General features: G+C 62.3%; 18 protein-coding genes. 6 read left to right on the top strand and 12 right to left on the bottom strand.

Annotation, left to right across the window (positions count from 1 at the left end):
* Positions 1-168: 168 nt before the first annotated feature.
* Positions 169-969, bottom strand: a complete 801-nt coding sequence (thiD, locus tag AB7Z56_RS14450; RefSeq protein ID WP_063982219.1) for a bifunctional hydroxymethylpyrimidine kinase/phosphomethylpyrimidine kinase — start codon at positions 967-969, stop codon at positions 169-171.
* Positions 970-1098: 129 nt separating this feature from the next.
* Here thiD and AB7Z56_RS14445 point away from each other — a divergent pair, with 129 nt between their 5' ends.
* From AB7Z56_RS14445 to AB7Z56_RS14435, 3 genes are all read left to right on the top strand, one after another.
* Positions 1099-1344 (top strand): Lrp/AsnC ligand binding domain-containing protein, encoded by a 246-nt coding sequence (locus AB7Z56_RS14445; RefSeq protein WP_014493934.1) that lies wholly within the window; start codon positions 1099-1101, stop codon positions 1342-1344.
* A gap of 377 nt (positions 1345-1721) precedes the next feature.
* Positions 1722-2756 (top strand): KPN_02809 family neutral zinc metallopeptidase, encoded by a 1035-nt coding sequence (ypfJ, locus tag AB7Z56_RS14440; protein WP_354124033.1) that lies wholly within the window; start codon positions 1722-1724, stop codon positions 2754-2756.
* Positions 2753-4537: an alpha/beta hydrolase gene (locus tag AB7Z56_RS14435; protein ID WP_354124032.1), complete on the top strand. Its 1785-nt coding sequence runs from the start codon at positions 2753-2755 to the stop codon at positions 4535-4537. The genes ypfJ and AB7Z56_RS14435 overlap by 4 nt, the downstream gene beginning before the upstream one ends.
* Before the next feature lies 1 nt (position 4538).
* Here the strand turns inward: AB7Z56_RS14435 and AB7Z56_RS14430 are convergent, their stop codons facing one another.
* Positions 4539-5468, bottom strand: coding sequence for a c-type cytochrome (locus AB7Z56_RS14430; protein ID WP_063986235.1), 930 nt, complete (start codon positions 5466-5468; stop codon positions 4539-4541).
* A gap of 153 nt (positions 5469-5621) precedes the next feature.
* Here AB7Z56_RS14430 and AB7Z56_RS14425 point away from each other — a divergent pair, with 153 nt between their 5' ends.
* The gene (locus AB7Z56_RS14425) at positions 5622-6038 is read left to right on the top strand and encodes a CHRD domain-containing protein (RefSeq protein WP_014493929.1); all 417 of its coding nucleotides are present in this window, start codon (positions 5622-5624) and stop codon (positions 6036-6038) included.
* 89 nt (positions 6039-6127) lie between these two features.
* On the opposite strand, the gene AB7Z56_RS14420 is transcribed toward AB7Z56_RS14425, so the two are convergent.
* Positions 6128-7696, bottom strand: a complete 1569-nt coding sequence (locus AB7Z56_RS14420) for a winged helix-turn-helix domain-containing tetratricopeptide repeat protein (RefSeq protein WP_231142351.1) — start codon at positions 7694-7696, stop codon at positions 6128-6130.
* Between the two features lie 170 nt (positions 7697-7866).
* On the opposite strand from AB7Z56_RS14420, the gene AB7Z56_RS14415 reads away from it, so the two are divergent.
* On the top strand, positions 7867-8118 hold the full coding sequence (locus tag AB7Z56_RS14415) for a DUF1127 domain-containing protein (RefSeq protein ID WP_063982216.1): 252 nt from the start codon (positions 7867-7869) through the stop codon (positions 8116-8118).
* 132 nt (positions 8119-8250) lie between these two features.
* Here AB7Z56_RS14415 and AB7Z56_RS14410 read toward each other — a convergent pair whose 3' ends face one another.
* Positions 8251-9534 carry a cystathionine gamma-synthase family protein gene (locus AB7Z56_RS14410; RefSeq protein ID WP_063982215.1) on the bottom strand — a complete coding sequence of 428 codons (1284 nt, stop codon included), beginning with the start codon at positions 9532-9534 and terminating at the stop codon, positions 8251-8253.
* Positions 9535-9768: 234 nt separating this feature from the next.
* Between AB7Z56_RS14410 and AB7Z56_RS14405 the strand changes: the two genes are divergently transcribed.
* A complete protein-coding gene (locus tag AB7Z56_RS14405; RefSeq protein WP_354124031.1) occupies positions 9769-10182 on the top strand; it encodes a hypothetical protein in 414 nt (137 codons plus the stop codon).
* 134 nt (positions 10183-10316) lie between these two features.
* On the opposite strand, the gene AB7Z56_RS14400 is transcribed toward AB7Z56_RS14405, so the two are convergent.
* From AB7Z56_RS14400 to murJ, 8 genes are all read right to left on the bottom strand, one after another.
* Positions 10317-10763, bottom strand: coding sequence for a c-type cytochrome (locus AB7Z56_RS14400; protein WP_028153044.1), 447 nt, complete (start codon positions 10761-10763; stop codon positions 10317-10319).
* 131 nt (positions 10764-10894) lie between these two features.
* The gene (locus AB7Z56_RS14395) at positions 10895-13204 is read right to left on the bottom strand and encodes a xanthine dehydrogenase family protein molybdopterin-binding subunit (protein ID WP_354124030.1); all 2310 of its coding nucleotides are present in this window, start codon (positions 13202-13204) and stop codon (positions 10895-10897) included.
* A gap of 283 nt (positions 13205-13487) precedes the next feature.
* Positions 13488-13763 (bottom strand): DUF1127 domain-containing protein, encoded by a 276-nt coding sequence (locus tag AB7Z56_RS14390; RefSeq protein WP_354141820.1) that lies wholly within the window; start codon positions 13761-13763, stop codon positions 13488-13490.
* A gap of 430 nt (positions 13764-14193) precedes the next feature.
* Entirely contained in the window at positions 14194-15111 is a 918-nt protein-coding gene (locus tag AB7Z56_RS14385; protein ID WP_354141819.1) for an NADP-dependent oxidoreductase, read from the bottom strand.
* A 446-nt stretch (positions 15112-15557) separates the two neighbouring features.
* Positions 15558-16544 (bottom strand): alpha/beta hydrolase, encoded by a 987-nt coding sequence (locus tag AB7Z56_RS14380; protein WP_354141818.1) that lies wholly within the window; start codon positions 16542-16544, stop codon positions 15558-15560.
* Between the two features lie 146 nt (positions 16545-16690).
* Positions 16691-18133 carry a LuxR C-terminal-related transcriptional regulator gene (locus AB7Z56_RS14375; protein WP_354141817.1) on the bottom strand — a complete coding sequence of 481 codons (1443 nt, stop codon included), beginning with the start codon at positions 18131-18133 and terminating at the stop codon, positions 16691-16693.
* Positions 18102-19421: an AAA family ATPase gene (locus AB7Z56_RS14370; protein ID WP_354141816.1), complete on the bottom strand. Its 1320-nt coding sequence runs from the start codon at positions 19419-19421 to the stop codon at positions 18102-18104. The genes AB7Z56_RS14375 and AB7Z56_RS14370 overlap by 32 nt, the downstream gene beginning before the upstream one ends.
* 154 nt (positions 19422-19575) lie before the next feature.
* Positions 19576-21102: a murein biosynthesis integral membrane protein MurJ gene (gene murJ, locus AB7Z56_RS14365; RefSeq protein WP_354141815.1), complete on the bottom strand. Its 1527-nt coding sequence runs from the start codon at positions 21100-21102 to the stop codon at positions 19576-19578.
* Between the last annotated feature and the right edge of the window lie 137 nt (positions 21103-21239).

Below are 21239 nucleotides of genomic sequence, written 5' to 3'. Positions count from 1 at the left end.
CCTCGGATACGAATCAAACCTCGCCTCGCCCGCCCCGCGAATATCAGTCGCATGCGACAATCAGGCGACATGACGCCGCAACGGCCTCCGCAAGACCCCGGAACCGATGGCTGAACAGGTTAACGGCAGCGGTCCCGCGCGCCGCCGGCGGTGCGCTCGCGGCCCGGATCAGTAAAATTTGTGGAAATGATGGATCGGCCCGTGGCCGTGGCCGACGCTGAAGCGGTCGGCGGCCGCGATCGCTGCGCTGATCCAGGCCTTGGCGTTCCGCACGGCCCGCGCGAGATCCTCGCCCCTGGCAAGCCCCGCCGCGACGGCCGAGGACAGCGAGCACCCCGTGCCGTGGGTGTTGCGGGTGGCGACGCGCGGCGCCACAAGCGCGATCGTGTTCTCGGCCTCGACGAGATAGTCGATGCTTTCGGCGCCCTCGCCGTGCCCGCCCTTGATCAGGACCGCGCGGCAGCCCAACGCCAGCAGCCGGCGCCCCTGGCTCTCGATCTCGGCCTCGCGTGTCGCGACGGGCTCGTCGAGCAGAGCCGCGGCCTCGGGCAGGTTGGGCGTGATCACCGACGCCAGCGGCATCAGCTTCCTGCGCAGGGCTTCCACGGCCTCCGCGGCGAGCAGGCGATCGCCCGAGGTTGCGACCATCACGGGATCGAGCACGATATGCCCCGGCTTCCAGCGCGACAGCGCCGCTGCGATCGCATCGATGCTGGCGGCCTGCGCCACCATGCCGATCTTCACCGCGCCGACCTCGAGATCGGAAAACACGGCATCGATCTGCGCGGTGACGAAGTCGGCAGGCACCGCGTGGATGCCGGTGACGCCTTTTGTGTTCTGCGCCGTCAGCGCCGTGATGGCGGAGGCGCCATAGACGCCGAACGCGGCAAAGGTCTTCAGGTCGGCCTGGATGCCGGCGCCGCCGCTCGAATCGGAGCCGGCGATGGTGAGCGCCACAGGCGTCGTCATGGGGCGATTTTCCGCGTTTTTGAGGCCATCGCCCCGTCCTAGCGCGCACCCCGGTCGCCCGCAAGTTCGCTTGCTAAATCCGGCCGGTTTTGGCCTATTAGCCGCCAGATATGCTTCGGAGTGACTGCAATGGTTCCTTTTTTCGTCCAGATCAAATGCAAGCTCGGCCAGTCCTACACGGTCGCCAACGCGCTTGCCGAAGCCGAGATCGCCTCCGAGATCTACTCCACGGCCGGCCATTACGATTTGCTGGTGAAGTTCTACGTCGACAAGGACACCGACATCGGCCACTTCATCAACGAGAAGGTGCAGGTGCTGCCGGGCATCCAGGACACCCTCACCATCATCACCTTCAAGGCGTTTGGCGCAAGCTAGGGTTTGCACTCACAGAGGGCCGGATGGAAAGTCCGCTTCCGAGACAGCGCAGCGGACCAATTGTGCTCAAAGTGAGTTCTTCGGATTTTAACCATCGCGCACATCATCCAGCGCTCGACACCCTCTTGCGCTGGCAAGGCTCAACGCGCTTCATCGATGACGGCCGCGTCGACATCGCGCCAATGTCCGGTCAAAAAACGGATAGTCTCCAAGCGGTTGGGGCCTTTGCATCGTAGCCCACGCGCTTAGGTCCGCGGAGGAACAATTCGGCCCCCGACCGCGTGCACTTATGCCGCGCGCAAAGTGTGAAACATTTCATTGAACATACAACCCTGGAATGCTCTTTTCGCACGGATCGTGAGCGCCGGGGGCCGGCAATGCCCAAAGGACCGCTTGTTTCGATAGCTGTTGCTGTCTGGGCGCTTTGCACAGGCGGCTTAGCCTGGGCAGTTCGCCCAGGACCGATAGACCCCGCTGCCATCCTCCGTAACCAAGTCGACAAGATTGGTCCGGGTTCAGTTGTATTTACTCCTCCGACGGAAATGACGGTCGGCTATCACGAGCCAATAACCGTCCAGCCGCTCCAACGTCATGGCGTGGCTCAAACTGAACAGATCGAGGTTGGCAGCTTCATGCGGGCTCGCCTATTCGGTGAAGGATTCACGGCAACAACGAGTAGCGATGACGCGCAAGCCGAGTGGCATTATGCTGAGCTTCCAGCGAAGTCGGGCGACCAGACCGGTGCACCGCGCGACAAGATGTATCTCTTCGTTTCGCGAGTTCTGGGCAGCACGGAGGAGGTCTGGCAGGCAATCTTCGCATCCGATCGCCTAACTTATCGGCCACCCCGTCTCGTCCTGTACACAAGCGCCACCTACGCAGCCTGCGGATTAGCCGAGAAAATCATGGGACCATTCTATTGTCCTGATGATCAGAAGGTCTACCTCGACCTTTCGTTCTTCCAAGAGATGCAGACTGAACTTCATGCCTGCGATTCGAGCGGCGCCGACTGTCAACTTCCTCAGGCCTATGTGATAGCCCACGAAATCGGACATCACGTTCAGAACTTGCTGGGAATTATGCCAAAAGTGCGCCAGCTCCAAGAGAGCATGGAAACGGAGGCGGAGAGAAACCGGTTACAAGTTCTTCTCGAGTTGCAGGCCGATTGTCTCGCCGGCATTTGGGCGCGTAAAATTAAAGAGAAAGCGAAGATCAACGCGAGCGACATAGCAGCGGCAATTCGAACGACAGAAGCACTGGGCAATGACACCCTGCAGAAAAGTGCCTTGGGGTACGTAGTGCCTGACTCGTTCACTCATGGCAGCGCCGCGCAGCGCCATCATTGGTTCGATGTCGGTTACGCAACTGGATTGGTGAAGAGCTGCAATACCTTTGCTGGAGCGCGGCAATGAGGCCCGACCTTCCCAACTCTCAACAGCCGAAGTCCGACGACGACTGCATACTACCGAGCGGGGCCGCTCGGGAGCCCCCACTGGACGAAGAGAAACTCCGCGACGAACGCCTGCTCGGTCTCTTGCATTTTCATTTTGAGGGGAGTGCCGTGCCCCAGCATTGGTTAAAATACTTGGCTGTTTGGTCAATTGCTTTCGCAACGGGCTTCGGGAGCAGCTACGCGCAACCGATCGTCGCCGAGCGAGACGTCCTTCAGATTTGCGAAGCGTTTTCGCGGAAGGCCCCAGAGCGAATGCCGGAAATTGTTCAGCCGGAAGCTGCCAAAAATTTCGTTGGGAGATACGCTCGCTTTTCGGACCGGCTACGAGGCTGCCTATCGGCATCGGAGCGCGAGCGCGAACCAAATAGCGTGACTTTTTTGATTCAGAACACACAGTACGAGAGTTACTGGAAGTTCCTCACTGATCCCAACTCAATTCAACGGATTTCTATCGAGAGGTTTAGGCCCATCACGCTGGCAGATGATGAGCCATGGCGCGCGCCTTTTGATGTGATAGTAGCCCCGATCAAGCCGACGATTAAACCCGGCGGCACTAAAATAGACCCGGATATCCAAGGCGGTGCAATTCAGAAAGGGAATCAAAGTACAGCGAGTGGGGCTAACGATACGGACAAATCCTTAGAAAACGCAGCGCAAGACTCCAAAATCGACACACGTATCGTTGAGTTTTTCTATGCAACGAACCGCAAACAGTCGGACACTCCCCCCGATGTCGAAGGCCATCCCCAGCCCGCATTCACAAGCGATGGACCTCCTGTCTACAGCTTAAACGGCTGGACTGCTGTCAGCGGCTACACAGGCGAGCGCAACCCTGATCTGAGTGTCGGGATCGTTCGCGTCCGGGTGCCTGAAGGACACCACATCGGAAACATAGAATTGCCCTCGAGCCTTAAGCTCTTCGGATTTAAGTTGAGAAGAGACACACTTGACCCAACGAAGCATTTTACTATTCGCAGCATCGAGAAAACAGACGAAGCGAAATGGATAAAAACGCTAGCGTCAACGAAGAAGAGAAAGGCTCTCGTGTTTGTCCATGGCTTCAATACCAAATTCCGCGACGCCGTCTTCCGGGCAGCGCAGATAACTTGGGATCTTCAGTTCAGAGGCACCACAATCTTATTCTCATGGCCGTCTCGCGGGGATATCGCGGACTATCTCTATGACAAAGAAAGCGCGTTGGCTTCGCGCACGGCCTTTCTTCGCGTGATCGACGATCTTTACAAAGCCGGATATGACAACATCGATGTGATAGCTCACAGTATGGGGAACTTGATCGCAGTTGAGGCCCTATCAAATAGCGCCGCGACACGATCACCCACGGCTATCGCGCAGTTGATTATGGTCGCCCCCGATGTGGACCGAGACATGTTTGTTCAAGACATCTCCGGCGTTGCAAAGGTCACTAAGGGGCTTACACTTTACGCATCCAAGAACGACAAGGCCTTGCAGCTATCGAAGCGTATTGCCGGAGGTATCCCGCGCGCAGGAGATGTACCTGATGCCGGGCCAGTTGTTTTGCCTGGACTTTGGACGATTGATGTCAGTCTAATTGGAGATGAACTGTTCGGACTAAATCATAACACGTTCGCCACAACACGAAATGTGCTTAACGATCTTGCGATACTACTTATGGAAGGCAAGCCTCCACCACGGCTAGTTGAAATCCGGGGCTTCCCTGAGCCTCCCCAAAAAGCCGCATACTTCCGCTACATACCCTAGACTAGCTGCCTTCCTTGCGTTTCGGCCGCGGCGGCCCGTCCACCGGCGGCAGCGATTTGATGTAATCCGCCATCGCCGCGAGATCCTCGTCCGGCAATTGCGAGGTGTTCTTGATCACGCGCGTCATCGCGCTGCCGACACTGTCGCCGTCGGGCAATTCGCCGGTCTTGAGGAAATAGGCAATATCCTTCGCGCTCCACTCGCCGAGACGCTTCTGTGTGATGTTGGGCACCCAGCCCTCGCCTTCCGGATTGGGGCCGCCGGCAAAGCGTTCTCCGGAGATAATGCCGCCAAGCGCATTGCGCGGGCTGTGGCATTCGGCGCAATGGCCGAAACTGTTGACGAGATAGGCGCCGCGATTCCATTGCGGCGACTTCGTGCCGTCGGCGACGAAGGGCTTTCCGTCCATAAACAAGAATTTCCAGATCCCGATGTTACGCCGGATGTCGAACGGAAAGCGCACGTCGTGGTCACGCACCTTGCCTGCAACGGGCGGCAACGTTTTCAGATAGGCGAAGAGGTCGAGCACGTCCTCGCGCCTGGCGTGCTGATAGGACGTGTAGGGAAAGGCCGGGAAATAATGCTGTCCGTCCGGCGAGACCCCATGCATGACCGCGTTGACGAAATCGGCGTCGGTCCATTTGCCGATGCCGTAGGTCGGATCGGAGGAGATGTTCGGCGCGTAGAACGTTCCGAACGGCGACTTGATCGCGACGCCGCCGCCGAGCCTGGTGCGATCGGGCTGGTCGGGGACGGCATGGCAGGACGTGCATCCGCCGGCGTTGAACATCACCTCGCCATTGGCGAGATTGGGGACATGGGTAGGCGCTGCGGCGGCACCGGCCGCCACCACCGGCGCGCTGAGCCACCAATAGACGCCCACAGCAGCGACCGCGGCAAGCAGCGCCACGACAATTGTTCGTTGCAACATGCAGATCCATTCATTGCTTGCCGCGAACTTATGACCGATGTCCACGCGGCTCCAGCCACGAAGAATTTAGCCCGCCCCGGCCGGATACGGGAATAAACTGAAACGGCCAATGTTGGAAGGTTGGCAGGCCAACGAGGTCTCAGGGAGAATGTCATGAACAAGACCGTCATCGCCATGGTCGCGCTGGGCGCCGCAGCTTTTGCAGCCCCCGCCGGCGCCGAAAAGCTGAAAGCAACGCTCGACGGCAAGTCCGAGGTGCCAGCAACTACCACCAGCGGCACCGGAACCGCCGATCTGGACTATGATGCCGCCAGCAAGAAGCTGTCCTGGAAGGTCACCTATTCCGGTCTGTCCGGCCCGGCAACAGCCGCCCACTTCCACGGGCCGGCCGAGGCCGGCAAGAACGCCGGCGTCGCGGTCGCGATCCCGAATGCGACCTCCAGCCCGGTCGAGGGCTCGGCGACGCTGACCGATGCGCAGGCCGCTGACCTGCTCGCCGGCAAGCTCTACGTCAACATCCACACCGCGGCCAATCCGGGCGGCGAGATCCGCGGCCAGGTGACGAAGTAACCTCAAGGCTGCTTCGTACGCGAAGGCCGGGCGCCGGAGGGAGCGTCCGGCCTTTTCGATTCCGCACGCCGCGAGGCGGCCGCGCACGCTCATTCCGGCATGCCGGCAACCCGGAGCGCTTGCGTCAGCTTTTCGACATCTTCCCGTCGGCGGTATCGCCGTGTGTAGGCATCGATACGCTTATTGGGACATAGTTGCATCGCACGGTCGCAAATCCGCCGGGCTTCCCCAACCCGGTCTGACGCCGCATGGCATGCCGCCAGAATGAATTGCGCAGGCGGAAAGATCGGTATCAGCCTGATGGCGGCTGCCGCGCAAGCCAAGGCGTCATCATGACGGTCAGCAAGAAAATGAGCGTAAGCCAAGCCCGTCTGGGCATTGGCGCCCCCATGCGGATGAAGCGGGTTCAAACGCAATGCGGTGTTGAACTGCTCGATTGCGGCGTCACCACGACCAAGCCAGAGTTGGCTCCAACCGTTCCAATGTCGTGCGATGACGAGGTTTGGGTCCAGCTTTATCGCGCGCACGAGAAGAGCATCGCCTTCCTCGACCTCGCCTGCCACCTGGGAGAGCGCGTGTCCGGCCATCGCAAGCACCGACGGATCGTTCGGGTCAAGCTCGACCGCCCGCCTCGCCAGCCGCGCGGCTTCACTGTGTTCTTGGGCTTCATCAGTGATCCAGTCGAAAACATTCCTCAGGACATAGCAACGGGCGCCGAGCGCGTATGCACGCGCGAATTCGGGATCGATCTCGCGGGCAGTTTTTGCGAGCTCGATAGCCTCGATGCTTGCTTCCTCGGTGAATTTGAAGAAGGAGGCAAATGCCCGAAGATAATAGTCGTAAGCCTGAAGGTTGTCGGTCGGCTGGCGTTGGGCGCGCTCGATTTCGGCGCGCTCCAGTCGCGGGGAGATTGCGCCGATGACGCTGCTCGTCAGCCGATCCTGCAGGTCGAAAAGATCTTCGATCTCACTGTCAAACCGGTCCGTCCAGAGATTCAGGCCGGTCGTCGCGTCGATCAACTGACCGGCAATTCGGACTCGATTGCCGGCCTTGCGCACACTGCCTTCGAGCACGTAGCGAACGCCCAACTCCTGACCGATCTGTTTGACGTCGATCGCCCTGCCCTTGTAGGCCAGAGTCGAATGTCGCGCGATGACGAAAAGAGACTTCGAACGCGACAGTCCCGAAATGATGTCCTCGACCATACCGTCGGCAAAATAGTCCTGCTCCGGATCCGGGCACAGGTTGGCGAATGGAAGGACCGCGATCGAGGGTTTGTCGGGGAGCGAGAGCGCAGGTTTCGGCGTCTCGGCTCCGCCGTCGGCGGCCGCTGCGCCCTCGGCGGCAAGCGTTTCCCGGACCTGACCCACGAAGCGGAAGCCCCTGCGTGGCAGGGTTCTTATCAGCCGCTGCTCTTCGCCAGAATCCCCGATCGCGCATCGCGCACTGTTGAGGCGGGTCGTCAGCGCGGCATCGGACACGCAGCGCCCCTGCCAAATGGCATCGATGAGTTCATCCTTGCCTACGACGCGCTCCCTGTTGCGGATCAGGTAATCGAGGAGATCGAACACCAGTGGCGTAACTGAGATCCGATCCGCTCCGCGATGCAGCTCTCGCCGACCGGCGTCGAATGCATACTCCTCAAAGAGATAGCGCACGGTGCGAATCCCTTGGGTGAGCCCTCCGGGGCGACCGGGGTGGGCTTTTTGGCCCGCTGGACGTCGCAAGAATAAGCTGCCGGTAGGAAAAATGTAAGCTGTCGGTCAAGCACGCGCGTCGGTCTTCGGGCACCTTCTCGGGGTGAAAAACACCCTCCGAAGGCACTGCAATGACCCTGATCCAAGGTACAATGTGGCCGGAACGGGCGTCCATATCGTCCCGGCATGTCCGCGGCCTGATCTGGAAGTACTGGGATGTCTTTCAGGCACGTCGCGATCGCCAGAGAGTGCGCGGCACGTTGTCCGGCTTGAGTGACCGGGAGTTGATGGACATCGGCACGACGCGCGGCGAGATCGACTACGTTGCCTCCAGCCGCGATATCGACCCGCGAGACATCGTGAGCCATTCGCGCGGAGCGTAAGTCCGGAGCCATTCGGCCTGCCAGGGGACACCAGCCTGACCAACGGCTTGGCACCTTGGCTCGCGCGAGCGGCGGCATGGCCGACCTCATTGCGTTGCTTGGGGACGCTTCGGCAATGTCGGGGCTACGCCCTCAAGCCGCGTTCAGCGCCTGTGTGAGGTCCGCGATCAGGTCCGACGGGTTTTCGATGCCGATCGACAGCCGGATCGTGGAATCAAGCACACCGATTTTGCGGCGGATGTCGGCGGGAACGCCGGAATGGGTCATGGTTGCAGGCAGGCTCGCAAGCGACTCCGTTCCGCCAAGACTCACCGCCAGCTTGAGGATTTGCAGCGCGTTGAGGAATTTCACCGCCGCGTCCTTGCCGCCGACGATGTCGAACGAGAAGGTGGAGCCCGCCCCCAGGCATTGCCGCGCAAACACCATTCCGGCCGGCGAAGCCTTCTCGAGATGGCCGAGATAGTGAACCTTGGCCACCTTGGGGTGATCGCGCAAATAGTCCGCCACGAGGCGCGCGTTGCTGTCCGCCTTCTCCATGCGCAGGCTCAGCGTCTCGAGCGAGCGGTTGATCATCCAGCAGGAATGCGGATCGAGCTGGGTGCCGATCGCGCCGCGGAGCGCTTTGATGCCCTTCACGATCGCCTTCGCGCCGAGCGCGGCACCCGCGATCAGGTCCGAATGACCGCCGACATATTTCGTAAGCGAGTACAGGGAAATGTCCGCACCATGCTCGATCGGCCGCTGAAACACCGGACCGAGCAGCGTATTGTCGCAGGCGATGATTGGAATGTGCCCCTGGGTCTTTCCGATGGCTTCGGCGACACGGCGCATCATCGCGACGTCGACCAGCCCGTTGGTCGGGTTGGCCGGAGTTTCGATCAAAATCATCGAGACCCGGCCCTTGCGCATGGCCTCCTCCGAGGCCTGGCTGACCGCCGCTTCATCAACGCCATCGGCGAAGCCGACGGCGCCGATCGACAGGCGCGCAAGCGTGTTCGTCAGCAGGGTTTCCGTCCCGCCATAGAGCGGCTGGGAGTGCAGGATGACATCGCCGGGGCGGACGAACGCCAGGATCGTGGTTGCAATCGCCGCCATGCCGGATGAGAACAGCGCGCAGCTCTCGGTGCGCTCGTAGATCGCGAGCCTGTCCTCGACGATTTCGCTGTTGGGGTGATTGAAGCGCGAATAGACCAGCCCCGCGCCCATCCCTTCCGGCGGCTCGCGCCGGCCGGCGACGAAATCGAAGAAGTCCTGCCCGTCGTCGGCCGTCTTGAACACGAAGGTGGACGTCAGGAACACCGGCGGCTTGATGGCGCCTTCCGACAATTGCGGATCATAGCCATAGGTCAGCATCAGCGTTTCAGGATGCAGCATATGGTTGCCGATGTGCGTCTTCGACGGGAACGGTTTGACCATGGCCTGCCTCGCTGTTTTGATTCAGATTCTCGCCGCGAATTGGAACTCTGCGATCGAAGCACACGACTCGGATGCGCCTGCATCCAACAACTCTCGTCAACGTCGCAGCGGCTGCGGTTGAAGATAAGCTCATACGTGGCGCCCCGACAGCGATCAGCCAGGCCTCGCAAACAAATTTTGCCTTTGGTGTGGTTCGACGAATCGATGCCTCGGTAACCGAGGCACCTCAACGCAATGGTCCAAGCCTCCCCCGCTGCTGCCCTACCTTTGACGGGCCGCCCGCAAACATCCCCGATTCCGTCCATCCATTTTCGTGTTGCCGCCACAAACTGCACTCACGAAGGCGTGACCGCGTATGAGGAGAAAAAAGTGCGCGCAAGGAGACCATGGAAAGTCGTGGGGGCCAAACATCACCACTCAAGTGTCGAGCAACTTCAGCTCGATCTGGCGGCGATCAACCGGTGCATACACGTGCTGGAAAAGGCGGACGTCGATCCTCAGGACATTGAGGTACTGACCGTTCATGCGCTGACGCTCGCCGAACAGATCGATGAGGTGCGCTGGTTGAACCCAGCGAAGGCTTTGGGGTGGTTACTCGAAAAAGAGACTCGCAAGCCTGCCGCTCGAAAAGCATCGGGAGCCGGCTGAGCAATACGCTCGCCTTCGATCCGCCCAGATGCGCGTCCGACCGAAAAGGCGTACGAGTCAACCGAGGCGCCCGCGCACAACGCAAAAAGGGCGGATGCCGTGCGCATCCGCCCTCACTTTTTGCCGACTCCGCGTCAGCTGTTCTTCACACGAAAGGTCTCGTGGCAGCCGCCGCATTCCTTGCCGACCGCGGGAAAAGTCGCCTTGAGCGAATCGAGGTCCTTGATCTTGCCCTTGGCCTCGCCGACGACCTTGGCGAAGCTTGCGATCTTGGCGTCGAAGCCGGCCTTGTCCTCCCAGATCTTCGGCGAGGCGCTGTAGTCGCCCTCGGGCTTCTGGCCCTTTGCGCTCGCCGGGAACAGGTTTGGCAGCTTCTTGGCCGTATCCGCGAACTGCGCCAGCGCGCTGTCCACCGTGGCCTGGTCGTAAGGCTTCTCGCCCTTGACGATCGCCGCAACCGCGCCGGCGTTCTTGCCGTTGCCCTTCATGAGGGTCTGGACCTCCTTGACGGAGTCCTGCTGCGCCCAAACCGCGCCCATGCCGAGCAGCAGCGCGCCCCCAACAACCAACACTCGCTTCATTCGCAAAATCCCTTTCCCTGAGACAGGATCGTGCTGACCCCACATTGGGCCAACACCGATTGGCAGAGTTCATTCCATCCAAAGCGCGGCGATAGATCGTCGCACTATGGATTATTTGGTCGAGCTCGAGATTAAAGGCTGTGACGGCGGTGGTGCTCGTTGACGGCGATCCACACCCGCTCCGGGGTGGCCGGCATGTCGATGTGGTCGATCTTGTATTCGCGCCAGAGCCCGTCGACGATGGCGTTGACGACGGCCGGACAGGAGCCGATCGCGCCGGCCTCGCCCGCCCCCTTCACGCCCAGCGGATTGGTCGTGCAGGGAACGTTGCTGGTCTCGAATACGAAGTCCGGACCATCAGCCGCGCGCGGCAGCGCGTAGTCCATGAAGGTCGCGGTGATCAGTTGCCCGTCAGTGGCGCCGTAGACCACCTGCTCCATCAGCGCCTGGCCGATACCCTGCATGGCGCCGCCATGCACCTGGCCCGCCAAAAGCAGCGGATTGAGCGTCTTGCCGAAATCGTCGACGATCACGTAGTTGACGATCTTGATGATGCCGGTGGCCGGATCGATCTCGACTTCCGCCAGATGCGTGCCGTTCGGATAGGTGCCGTCGGCGCTGGCAAAGGTCGCGCTGCCGTTAAGCTTCGATGGATCGGCGCTCCCGCGCTTGGCGAGATCGGCGAACGACATCGAACGGTCGGTGCCGGCGATCCGCACGACGCCGTCGGAGAGCTCGAGGTCGCCGGCACTGGCTTCCATCGCCTGCGCCGCGATCTCCTTCAGCTTCTGCCCAAGCTCGCGCGTGGCGCGCTCGACGCTGACGCCTCCTGACGGGATCGAGGCCGAGCCGCCGGTGCCGAGCCCCGTGGCGATCTCGTCGGTGTCGCCCTGGCGCACGTGCACGCGCTCCGGCGGCAGGCCGAACTGCTCGGCGACGATCTGCGCATAAGCCGTCTGGTGGCCCTGCCCGCTCGACTGTGTGCCGATCAGGACGGTGACGTCGCCGCTGGGATCGAGTCGCACATTGGCGGTCTCCTCGCCCATCACGCCGCAGATCTCGACATAGCTCGCAAGGCCAATGCCGCGGATCAGGCCATTCTTCTTGGCTGCCTTGGCGCGCTTCGGAAATTCCTTCCACTCGCCGATCTCCATCGCGCGCTTGAGATGCGCGGCGAAATCGCCGGAATCATAGACCTTGCCCGTGGCCGTCTTGTAGGGCAGTGCCTTCGGCGGAATGAAATTCTTGCGGCGGATGGCGTCCGGCGTCATGTCGAGTTTTCGCGCACAGGCGTCCACGAGGCGTTCGATGACGTAAGCGGCCTCGGGACGGCCCGCGCCGCGATAGGCGTCGACCGGCACGCTGTTGGTGAAGATGGTGCGCACCCGGCAGTGGAAGGCCTGGATGTCGTAGAGGCCCGGCAGCATGCCGGCGCCGCCATGCGGAATGTAGGGGCCGAAGGTCGACAGATACGCGCCCATGTCGCCCATCAGGTCGCAATCCATCGCGAGGAATTTGCCGTCCTCGGCCAGCGCCATCTTGGCGGTGGTGACGTTGTCGCGGCCCTGCGCGTCGCCCATGAAGTGCTCGGTGCGGTCGGCCGCCCATTTCACTGCTTTCTTGAGCTGCCGCGCGGCGACCGCCATCAAGGCGTATTCGCGGTACGGAAACAGCTTCGTGCCAAAACCGCCGCCGACGTCGGGGCAGATCACCCGCATCTTCTCGGTCGGGATGTTGAGCACGTTCTGGCAGAGGATGTCGCGCAGGCGATGGCTGCCCTGGCTGCCGACCGTCAGCGTCAGATGATCGCGCTTGGCGTCGTATTCGCAGACCGCCGCGCGCGCCTCCATGAAGCTCGCGACCACGCGCGGATTGACGATGTTGATTTCGGCGACCGCATGCGCCTTCGCAAAGGCAGCTTCGGTCGCCGCCTTGTCGCCGATCGAGACGTCGAACAGCACATTGCCGGCCTTGTCCGGCCAGACCTGCGGCGCGCCCTTCTTGACCGCGTTGACGACGCCGGTCACCGCCGGCAGCGGGCTCCATTTGACCTCGATCGCCTCGATCGCGTCGCGGGCCTGGTCGATGGTCTCGGCGACCACGAAGGCGATGGAATCACCGACATGGCGCACCTCGTCCTTGGCGAGGATCGGGTAAGGCGGGCCGGTGAAGGGATCGGTCTCGAGGTTGAACAGGCAGGGCAGATTGCCGAGATCCTTCACATCATCGGCGGTCAGGATCAGCGCAACGCCCGGCAGCGTGCCAGCCCGGCTCGCATCGATCGTGTACTTGGCATGCGCGTGCGGCGAGCGCAGCATCAGGCAGCGAAGCGCGGCCTGCGGCGCATAATCGTCGGTATAGCGGCCCTTGCCGCGGATGAGCGCGTCATCCTCCTTGCGCAGCACGCTTTGGCCAACGCCGAACTTGATGGGAGCCGCCATTTTCTTTTCCCGTCCTCATGGTTGTTTTGCGGGCATATTGCCGTGGAAAAAGTGGCAAGGCAAACGGCTTTAGGCGTGCACAGGCCGCGAAGACTCTCCCGGTGCCTCGCCAGTCAGAGCGGGATGCGACGAAAACGCCGCAGCCCGGTCATTTCCCTGTGAGGAACGGTCCGGTTGATGGCACGATAGTTGCCGAACTCGTCCCGCGGTGCACTCCTAAGAAGTAGCCGTGCTGACTGCCGCTTGTTCGCAAAGCGTATCTCCGCTTCTGACGGTTGATCACCTATATCACGCCCCGCCTCCAAAGATCCGTGGCGCGATCTCTCAGCGTATCGATAGCACGTTCAGGCGTGATGTAGTCGATCTCGCTACGCGTCAAGCCGATATCCATCAGCTCCCTGTCACTCAGGTCCTGCAATGCGACCTGCGGGCGCTGGCGCCGCTCCTGAAACGCACGCCAGTATCGCTTGATCAGTCTCAAGACGATGGAGAGGTCGAGCCGAAGCCTCGCGGCATCGCACTCAATCTCGGATGAGATGTCCGTCTGTTGGGGTGGCATCGGATGCTCCTGCTGTTGTGCCGGCAGGGAGCGTGGCCAAACAAAAGGCCCCGTCCGATGCCGGCGGGGCCTGGTGGAAAAGATGTCGTCGTCGAATTCCTAGCGCGCGACTCCTTCCACGGCCCAGCCGAAGCGGGTCATGTGGTTGCGGTTGAAATGGCGCGACGATTTGATCATGCGGCGCCAATACCACGGCCATCGCGCAAAATCAAGGGATGTGCAGAGGTCGGTTGCACCTTGGAGGCGAGTCCCTCGCTCCAACGAATTCGCTCATTCGACGCGACGGTTCATGCCCCCTACGCGAGGGGCATTCCAAAGCGGACGTTTGCGACCGCTCTGAGAGCGCGGCCATTGACCCGCTGCGACATTCTCAACAGCCGGCCGACTTGGACGAGCCGACCGGCTGCGCGCATCAACGGACGTGCGTCGCTCAGGGACGAACGCGGATAATCGTATTTCCCTTACGTCGCTCGGTCGAATTTAAGGCGGCGACGGCATCGTCGAGGGTCGAGACGTTGCCGATGTTGGTCCGCAGTCGTCCGTCCCGCACCCGCTGGACGATCTCACTCAGTTGGGCACGATCAGCCTCGACGACGAAGTCGATCGCCAGCCCGTTGGAAGGCTGCGCCTCCGCCGGCCCGACGATGGACACCAGTGTTCCCCCGGCTCGAATGAGTGCTGTCGACCGCTTCTGGATGTCACCACCGATGACATCGAACACCAGATCGACTTCGCCGATGTCCTCCAGTGCGTCGTTGTCGAGGTCGACGAACTCCTTCGCGCCGAGGTCGAGCACTGTCTGACGATCGGCGGCACGTCCGGAGCCGATGACGTAAGCTCCGGCCGCTCGTGCGAGTTGCGTCACCATAGACCCGACTGCGCCTGCAGCCCCGTGTGCCAGCACGCTCTGCCCCGCCTGTAGGCGACCGTGCTGGAACAGCCCTTGCCACGCGGTGAGGCCCGAGATCGGCAGGCTCGCGCCCACGGTAAAGTCGACGTCGCCCGGCAACGGCGCAAGGTTGCGCGCCTCGATTGCCACGTACTCGGCCAGCGTGCCGTCACGATACCAGTCCGCGAGGCCGAACACCCGTTGTCCCACCGACAGCCCCGTCGTTCCATATCCAAGGGCAGAGACCACTCCGGCCAGCTCGTGCCCAGGGATCGACGGCGTTCGGTCGCGATCAAGGCGATCGGCCCAGCTCGAGGGCCACGCAAGCTCAGTCGGGATAAATCTCGACGCATGAACCTGGACGACGACATCGTTTATCGCCGCCTGTGGCTCGGGCCGGTGCACCAGCTTCATGCCGGCCGTTCCCGCGGCTTGCTCCGTTGCAACGATAGCCTTCATGAGATTTTCTCCTTGGTCATTTGTCTCTTCGGTGGAAATGCGAGGGAGCGCGCACGCGCCGGCTTTCCACAAAATGCTAGGCAGTGTGGAACTCCTGTCTCCGTGTCGGCGATTGAGTTGTCTGCACTGATCGGAACTCCCGCTAAGCCCGATGGATCGGGCTCGCTCCGATCTATGGTCGTAGCGAGTAGATGCGTTGCGCCTGGCTATAAAAAAGTACCAAGATTGACGATTCTGGCTGTACCAACCGATGCCGTGATGTCGGCCTTGAGACTGTGAGCCGACGAGAATCGCAAAACTGGGCTTGGCAAGTTGCTGCAGACACCAACCGACTGGACTTATTCAGTCAGCGGGGCGTTGCGCGAGAACGTCGCAATCATAAGTTCGGGATCAATCAATACGTAGCAAGCGGCGACAATGTCGCCGCCTGCTCTTCCAAGGCTGGATCAAGGCGCGAGATGTGCCTTGATCTCCGCCGACATCTGCCGAATCGCGGCCTGGGGCTCGGGGTCGCTCTGGATGCCGTTCAGCAGGACGAAGTCGTGGATCATCCCGTTGTAGCGGGTCGCGATCACGGACACTCCGGCCTCCTTGAGCTTGCGCGCGTAAGCCTCGCCTTCGTCGCGCAGCGGATCGTTCTCTGCGGTGACGACCAGAGCCGAGGGAAGCCCCTTCAATTGCTGCAGGCTGGCGCGCAGCGGCGAGACATAGGGGTTGTTGCGCGTCGCTGCATCCGGCGCGTACAGATCCCAGCCGTACTTCATGAAGGCACGGGCCAGAAATCGTCCCGCGCCGTATTCATGATAGGACGCGGTGTCCACGCTGGCGTCGGTCGCCGGGATCATCATGACCTGATAGCTGATCTTGGGGCCGCCGCGGTCTTTGGCCATCAGCGACAATGCCGCGGTCATGTTGCCACCAACCGAATTGCCGGCCACCGCGATCCGGCCACCGTCCGCGCCGAACTCTTCGGCGTGGCTCGCCACCCATTTCAGCACCGCATAGGACTGGTCGAGCTGCGTGGGGAAGCGCGCCTTCGGCAGGGACGTGTACTCAACGAAAACACCGATCTGGCCGGAGCCGACCACCAGGTCGCGCAACAGACGCTGATGGTTCTGGAAATTGCCGACGATCCAGACACCGCCGTGAATGAACAGCAGTACGCCGGGCTTTCCGGTCACGTGCTCGGGCTTCATGATGTAGATTTTCACGGACTGACCATCCTGGGTGATGGTCTGCTCGGTCGTGTTCACCCCCGACATGTCGACTGGCGTCTTCTTCTGAAGCTCCGTCAGGATGTCCTGCGGCTTGGGCTGGGGCAGCTCCCAGAACGGGCTCGGATCCTTGTTGATCTCGCGCAGGAAGGCGCGAACCTGGGGATCGATCCGGGGGTCGGTCCCGGCGTCTGGGGCCGCATCGGCGGCTTGGGTCATGAGGATTGCTCCGAGGCTGAGGATTGCGAGTGAAGAGAACAGTTTCATGGTCAACTTTTGCTTGAGGGTAGACGCACTCGCACAGCTAGCCCGCGCGGAGGGGCTGCCGCTTCTGTCAAATGACCAGTCCGATGACGGGACGGCGATCAGTCCGCGGGGCGGCTGATGCTTGCGAGAACGGGGCGTAGCCCGGACCGCGAGGTGATTCCGGCCTTCGAAAAGATCCGGTGCAGGTGGTACCCGACAGTTCTGTGGGACAGATACAGTCTGGCGCCGATCTCCTTGTTCGAGAGACCTTCGGCGGCGAGTTGCGCGATGTGAAGCTCCTGCGGGGTCAGCGTGTCCCACACCTGTTCGGTTCGCCGGCGGCTGGTTTCGCCGGACGCGCGCAGTTCCTCGCGGGCCCGATCGCTCCAGGGCGAAGCGCCGAGCGCATCGAACATGTCGCGTGCCTCGCGCAACGGAGCCCTCGCATTGGCGGATCTGCGCTGGCGGCGCAGCCATCCGCCATAGGCCAGGAGAAAACGGGCTCGCAGGAACGGCCATTTCTTCGCGGCCGGCCCAGGACCTTGCAGTCCAAGACCTTGCAGGAAGAACGGCTCGGCGTCTTCCGGCGCAGCGAGGAACGCCTTGCCATATTGCAGCATCGTCCCGACCCACGGCACCGGCGTCGGAGCCGAGGCGCGCTCGATCTCATCAAGCACGCGGCTCGCCTCGTCCGCATTGCCGGACGACACGGCGGCCTCCACGAAATCCGCGAGGCCAAAGAACTGAAGGCCGAAATTGAAAGCGGGATCGGCCGGCGTGAACAGGCGTCGCAGATGCTCAAAGGCCTCCCAATGCCGGCCCGCGCCGATTGCGGATACGCCTCGTGCGATCTGCAACATGGCCAGCAGGAAACTCGCGCCGATGGACAGGGCCAGGGCTTCCGCCTGCGCCGCATACGCTTCGGATTGCTCCAGATTGCCTTGCATTCCTGCGAGCCTGGCTTTCAGGATCGTGGCTGCGGCAATCCACGGAAGCCCGCCGGTCTCTTCGGCAAGCCGGGCGGATTCCTCGGCCTCCCTCATGGCGCCCCGCCAGTCACCGACTTCCATTTCCGCCCACCCTTGGGCGAAAAGCACCCGGGCGAGATCGCTGAGCCGTCCCTGCATGCGCAGCACGGCACTGGACTCGGCGAGAAAGTTCACGCCGATGTCGAAGGTCCCGATGACATTGGCGGTGCTGCCGAGGATGCTCGCAACGGTGGGGTCGCTGTGCGCCGTTCCCGCAAGCCCCTGAAGCTTGAGGTACAAGTCCGCCCCCCGCCGCAGCGGCTCGACGTAAGCGGATATTGCGATCAGGCGGGGGTCCCCGTCAGGCAATTCCAGCCGCGCAGCCGCATCGTGAACCCTTGCGCAGAGTTCATCGCTTGCGCTGCTCCACCAGCAACGTTGCGCGGCTCGCCAAAGAAGATTGGCGGCCAGATCGATCGCGCCGGCGGCGTGGGCTTTCGCGGCGAACCCAATCAATGCGAGAATCTTCGCGGGATCGTTGACCGCCGGGGGCTGGCTGATCTCACGGCACCAGGCGATCCGGACCAGCGCCAACGGCCGCTCGCAACAGCCGGTCGCCTCTCGCCTTCGCCGTGCTGCTCAGCCGTGCCGCGCTTTCCAGAACCTCGATCGCCATCGCCACGGCGCCGCGCCGCAACGCGCGCGCCGCCATCAGGTCGTATTCGCCGGCGAGCTCGTCGTCAGGTCCGATCGTTGCTGCGGCACGATGCCACAATTGGCGGTCGAGCTGATCGTGAATCACGGCAGCAAGCGCGGCGTGGATCCTTTGGCGGGTCGCCGGGTCGGCGGCCTGGTGCATGGCGGAGCGAACGAGCGGATGCCGAAACCTCACCTCCGTCCCGTTGATCTCGATGAGCTTCGCGGCGACCGCGGGCGCCATGGCATCGATCCCCACGCGCTCGCCCAACACGGCTTCGGCGGCGGAAAGGATTTCGTGGAGCGATGTCCCGTCGTTCTCCGCCGTCACGAACAACAGCAATTGCGCGATGTGCGGGAGGTCGGACAAGCGACTGGAGAAGGCGCGCTCGAGCCGGTCGGTCAGCGGAAGCCACGGCGCATCTCCAGCGGCTCGTTCTCCGCGGGGCAGCTCCACAAGGGCCAGCGGATTACCCGAGGCCTCCCGAAGGAAGCGGCTGCGCAACTCCGCCGGAAGGCCCGGCGCGTTGGCGTCCAGCAAATGCTCGGCGTCGGCCTCGTCAAGCCCTGAAAGTCGCAGCCTCTGGGTGGAGGCGTCGCCAAGGGGACTCTTGAAGTCATCGCGCATGGCCACCACGAGAACGATCGGGTCCGAGCTCAGTCTGCGCGAGACGAAGGCCAGCACCTCAAAGGTCGCCTGATCCAGCCATTGGGCATCGTCGGCAACAAGCAGCAGAGGCTCGCGCGTCGCCCTTTCGCTCAGAAGAGACAGCGTCGCGAGCGCAACCAGGAAGATATCGGGCGGCCCCGCGTCGTCATGCATGCCAAAAGCGGCCAGCAAGGCCGATCGCTGGCGAGGGACAAGGCCCTCGGCCCCTTTCATCAGCGGACGCAAGGCCTGTTCAAGTGCTGCAAACGGCAAATGGACTTCGGCGAGGACGCCGGTCATGCCCAAGACGGTGAAGCCGCGTTCACTGGCCCTGTGTCTGGCAACATCGAGGAGCGCAGATTTTCCGATGCCGGGCTCACCGCTGATAACAAGCGTGGATCCACCTTGGTCGATCCGTTCGATCAGGTGATCGATCAGCGCAATGTCCTGCGCGCGACCCTGCAAACTGGGGGACGCAAGGGTAGCACCAACCCGCCCTTTCCGCGGCGAGGTCGCCTTTTTCGCCCGTCTGGTCATCGCATAACCGTTGGTGAGACCGCACCCTTTCGAACTCGACCGAGGTTAAACGTTACCATGCACCGGGAACCAGAGGAGAGCCATATACGTGATGGCTGCTTCCGGCGTGTCTCGCCTGCTGCAGCAGGCTTTGGCCCGTCGGATTGATACAGGCCTAGCCACGCACCAGCGAGACCAACCAGCTGCGGCCGAACAGGATGAGGATCGCGAGCGCGTAGACGATGGTGCCTCCGACGGCCAGCAGCACCAGCATCAGCTCATCGCGGAAGTGCATCGAGCCCAGCATAGAACCGCTGAAGCGCGCGATCAGCCAGAACGTGGCGGCGAGGATCAGTCCGGTCAGCAGGAATTTAGCGAGCGACATCAGCCACGCGCGGTCCAGCACGAGAAAGCCTCGCCGCACGGCGAAGAACAGCACCAGCAGCAGATTGGTCCAGACACCGACAGCTGTCGCCAGCGCAAGGCCGATCTGGGCGAGCGAACCCATCAAGGCCACCTTCAGGGCGACATTGACCGCGATGCCCGTCAGCGAGGCGCGGACCGGTGTCGCCGTATCCTTGCGCGCATAGAAGGTCGCGACCGCGCTGCGGATCAGCACGAAGGGGATCAGGCCGATGGCATAGGCCGCGAGCGTGGCGCCGGCGGCGGCGGCATCGGCCTTCGAGAACGCCCCGCGGGCGAACAGCGCACGCATGATCGCGTCGGGCACAGTGATGAAGGCCGCCACGAACGGGATCGAGAACAGCAGCGTGAAATCGAAGGCGCGGCGCTGCGCCTTCATCGCGCCGTCATGATCGTTGGCGGTGATCCGCCGCGACATCTCCGGCAGCAGAACCGTGCCGATCGCGATGCCGATCACGCCGATCGGTAGCTGGTTGAGGCGGTCGGCATAATAGAGCGCCGACAGCGCGCCTGCGGGCAGGAAGGTCGCGATGATGGTGTCGGCGAACAGCGCGACCTGTGTGCCCATCGAGCCCAGCGTCGCAGGTCCCAGTGCCTTGAAGAAGCCGCGGACGTCTTCGTCGAGCTTGAGCGGCGCAAAGCGCGGCAGGCCGCCATGGCGCGCGAGATCGCCCGCGAGCAGGAAATATTGCAGGAAGCCGGAAATCAGGACGCCCCAGGCGGCGGCGTGGCCTGCGCTGGGAAACCAGGCGGCGAGCGCCAGCGTCATCATCATGGAGATGTTGAGGAAGATCGATGCCGCCGCGGCACTGGCAAAGCGCTGCATCACGTTGAGCATGCCGCCGTAGAGCGTCACCAGCGTGATCAGCAGCAGATAAGGAAAGGTGATCCGCGTCAGCTCGATCGCGAGCTTGCGCTGCTCGGCGTCCTCGGAAAAGCCCGGCGCCAGAATGCTCATGGCCTGCGGCATGAACAGCCAGGCGACGATCAGCAACACCACCTGCGAGGCCAGCAGCAGCGTGAAGATGCGGTCGGCGAACAGTTTTGCCGCCCCCTCCCCGCGCTCGCCATGGACATGCGCATAGGCCGGCACCCAGGCGGCGTTGAAGGCGCCCTCGGCGAAGATCGCGCGGAAATGATTGGGCAGCCGCAGCGCCACGAAAAAGGCGTCGGCCACGGGGCCGGCGCCGAGGATCGCCGCGAGCATGATGTCGCGGGCAAATCCCGTCAGCCGCGAGAGCAGCGTGTAACCACCAACCGTGAAGATGCGTCCGAGCATGCGTCTGTTTTAGAGACTTATCGGCCCAACGATAAGGCTTTGAAGTTTGACGTGATCAAAAAAGACGGGCGCTCGGCTTGCGATGCGCATTGCTGTGCCCTCTCCCCTTGTGGGAGAGGGCAGCGCCGCAGGTAGAT

This window comes from Bradyrhizobium sp. 482_C4_N1_8 (assembly GCF_052075965.1).
Taxonomy (GTDB): Bacteria; Pseudomonadota; Alphaproteobacteria; order Rhizobiales; family Xanthobacteraceae; genus Bradyrhizobium; species Bradyrhizobium barranii.
The sequence above is the reverse complement of the archived record's forward strand: the minus strand, read 5'-3'. Positions and strand labels throughout refer to the sequence as shown.

Coding starts and splice junctions, on each gene's coding strand:
- AB7Z56_RS14390 (WP_354141820.1), bottom strand. CDS start 13,763: ATGCCACCCCAACAGACGGACATCTCATCCGAGATTGAGTGCGATGCC.
- AB7Z56_RS14400 (WP_028153044.1), bottom strand. CDS start 10,763: ATGAAGCGAGTGTTGGTTGTTGGGGGCGCGCTGCTGCTCGGCATGGGC.
- AB7Z56_RS14370 (WP_354141816.1), bottom strand. CDS start 19,421: ATGACCAGACGGGCGAAAAAGGCGACCTCGCCGCGGAAAGGGCGGGTT.
- AB7Z56_RS14445 (WP_014493934.1), top strand. CDS start 1,099: ATGGTTCCTTTTTTCGTCCAGATCAAATGCAAGCTCGGCCAGTCCTAC.
- AB7Z56_RS14395 (WP_354124030.1), bottom strand. CDS start 13,204: ATGGCGGCTCCCATCAAGTTCGGCGTTGGCCAAAGCGTGCTGCGCAAG.
- thiD (WP_063982219.1), bottom strand. CDS start 969: ATGACGACGCCTGTGGCGCTCACCATCGCCGGCTCCGATTCGAGCGGC.
- AB7Z56_RS14380 (WP_354141818.1), bottom strand. CDS start 16,544: ATGACCCAAGCCGCCGATGCGGCCCCAGACGCCGGGACCGACCCCCGG.
- AB7Z56_RS14410 (WP_063982215.1), bottom strand. CDS start 9,534: ATGGTCAAACCGTTCCCGTCGAAGACGCACATCGGCAACCATATGCTG.
- murJ (WP_354141815.1), bottom strand. CDS start 21,102: ATGCTCGGACGCATCTTCACGGTTGGTGGTTACACGCTGCTCTCGCGG.
- AB7Z56_RS14415 (WP_063982216.1), top strand. CDS start 7,867: ATGACCCTGATCCAAGGTACAATGTGGCCGGAACGGGCGTCCATATCG.
- ypfJ (WP_354124033.1), top strand. CDS start 1,722: ATGCCCAAAGGACCGCTTGTTTCGATAGCTGTTGCTGTCTGGGCGCTT.
- AB7Z56_RS14435 (WP_354124032.1), top strand. CDS start 2,753: ATGAGGCCCGACCTTCCCAACTCTCAACAGCCGAAGTCCGACGACGAC.
- AB7Z56_RS14430 (WP_063986235.1), bottom strand. CDS start 5,468: ATGTTGCAACGAACAATTGTCGTGGCGCTGCTTGCCGCGGTCGCTGCT.
- AB7Z56_RS14385 (WP_354141819.1), bottom strand. CDS start 15,111: ATGAAGGCTATCGTTGCAACGGAGCAAGCCGCGGGAACGGCCGGCATG.
- AB7Z56_RS14405 (WP_354124031.1), top strand. CDS start 9,769: ATGGTCCAAGCCTCCCCCGCTGCTGCCCTACCTTTGACGGGCCGCCCG.
- AB7Z56_RS14425 (WP_014493929.1), top strand. CDS start 5,622: ATGAACAAGACCGTCATCGCCATGGTCGCGCTGGGCGCCGCAGCTTTT.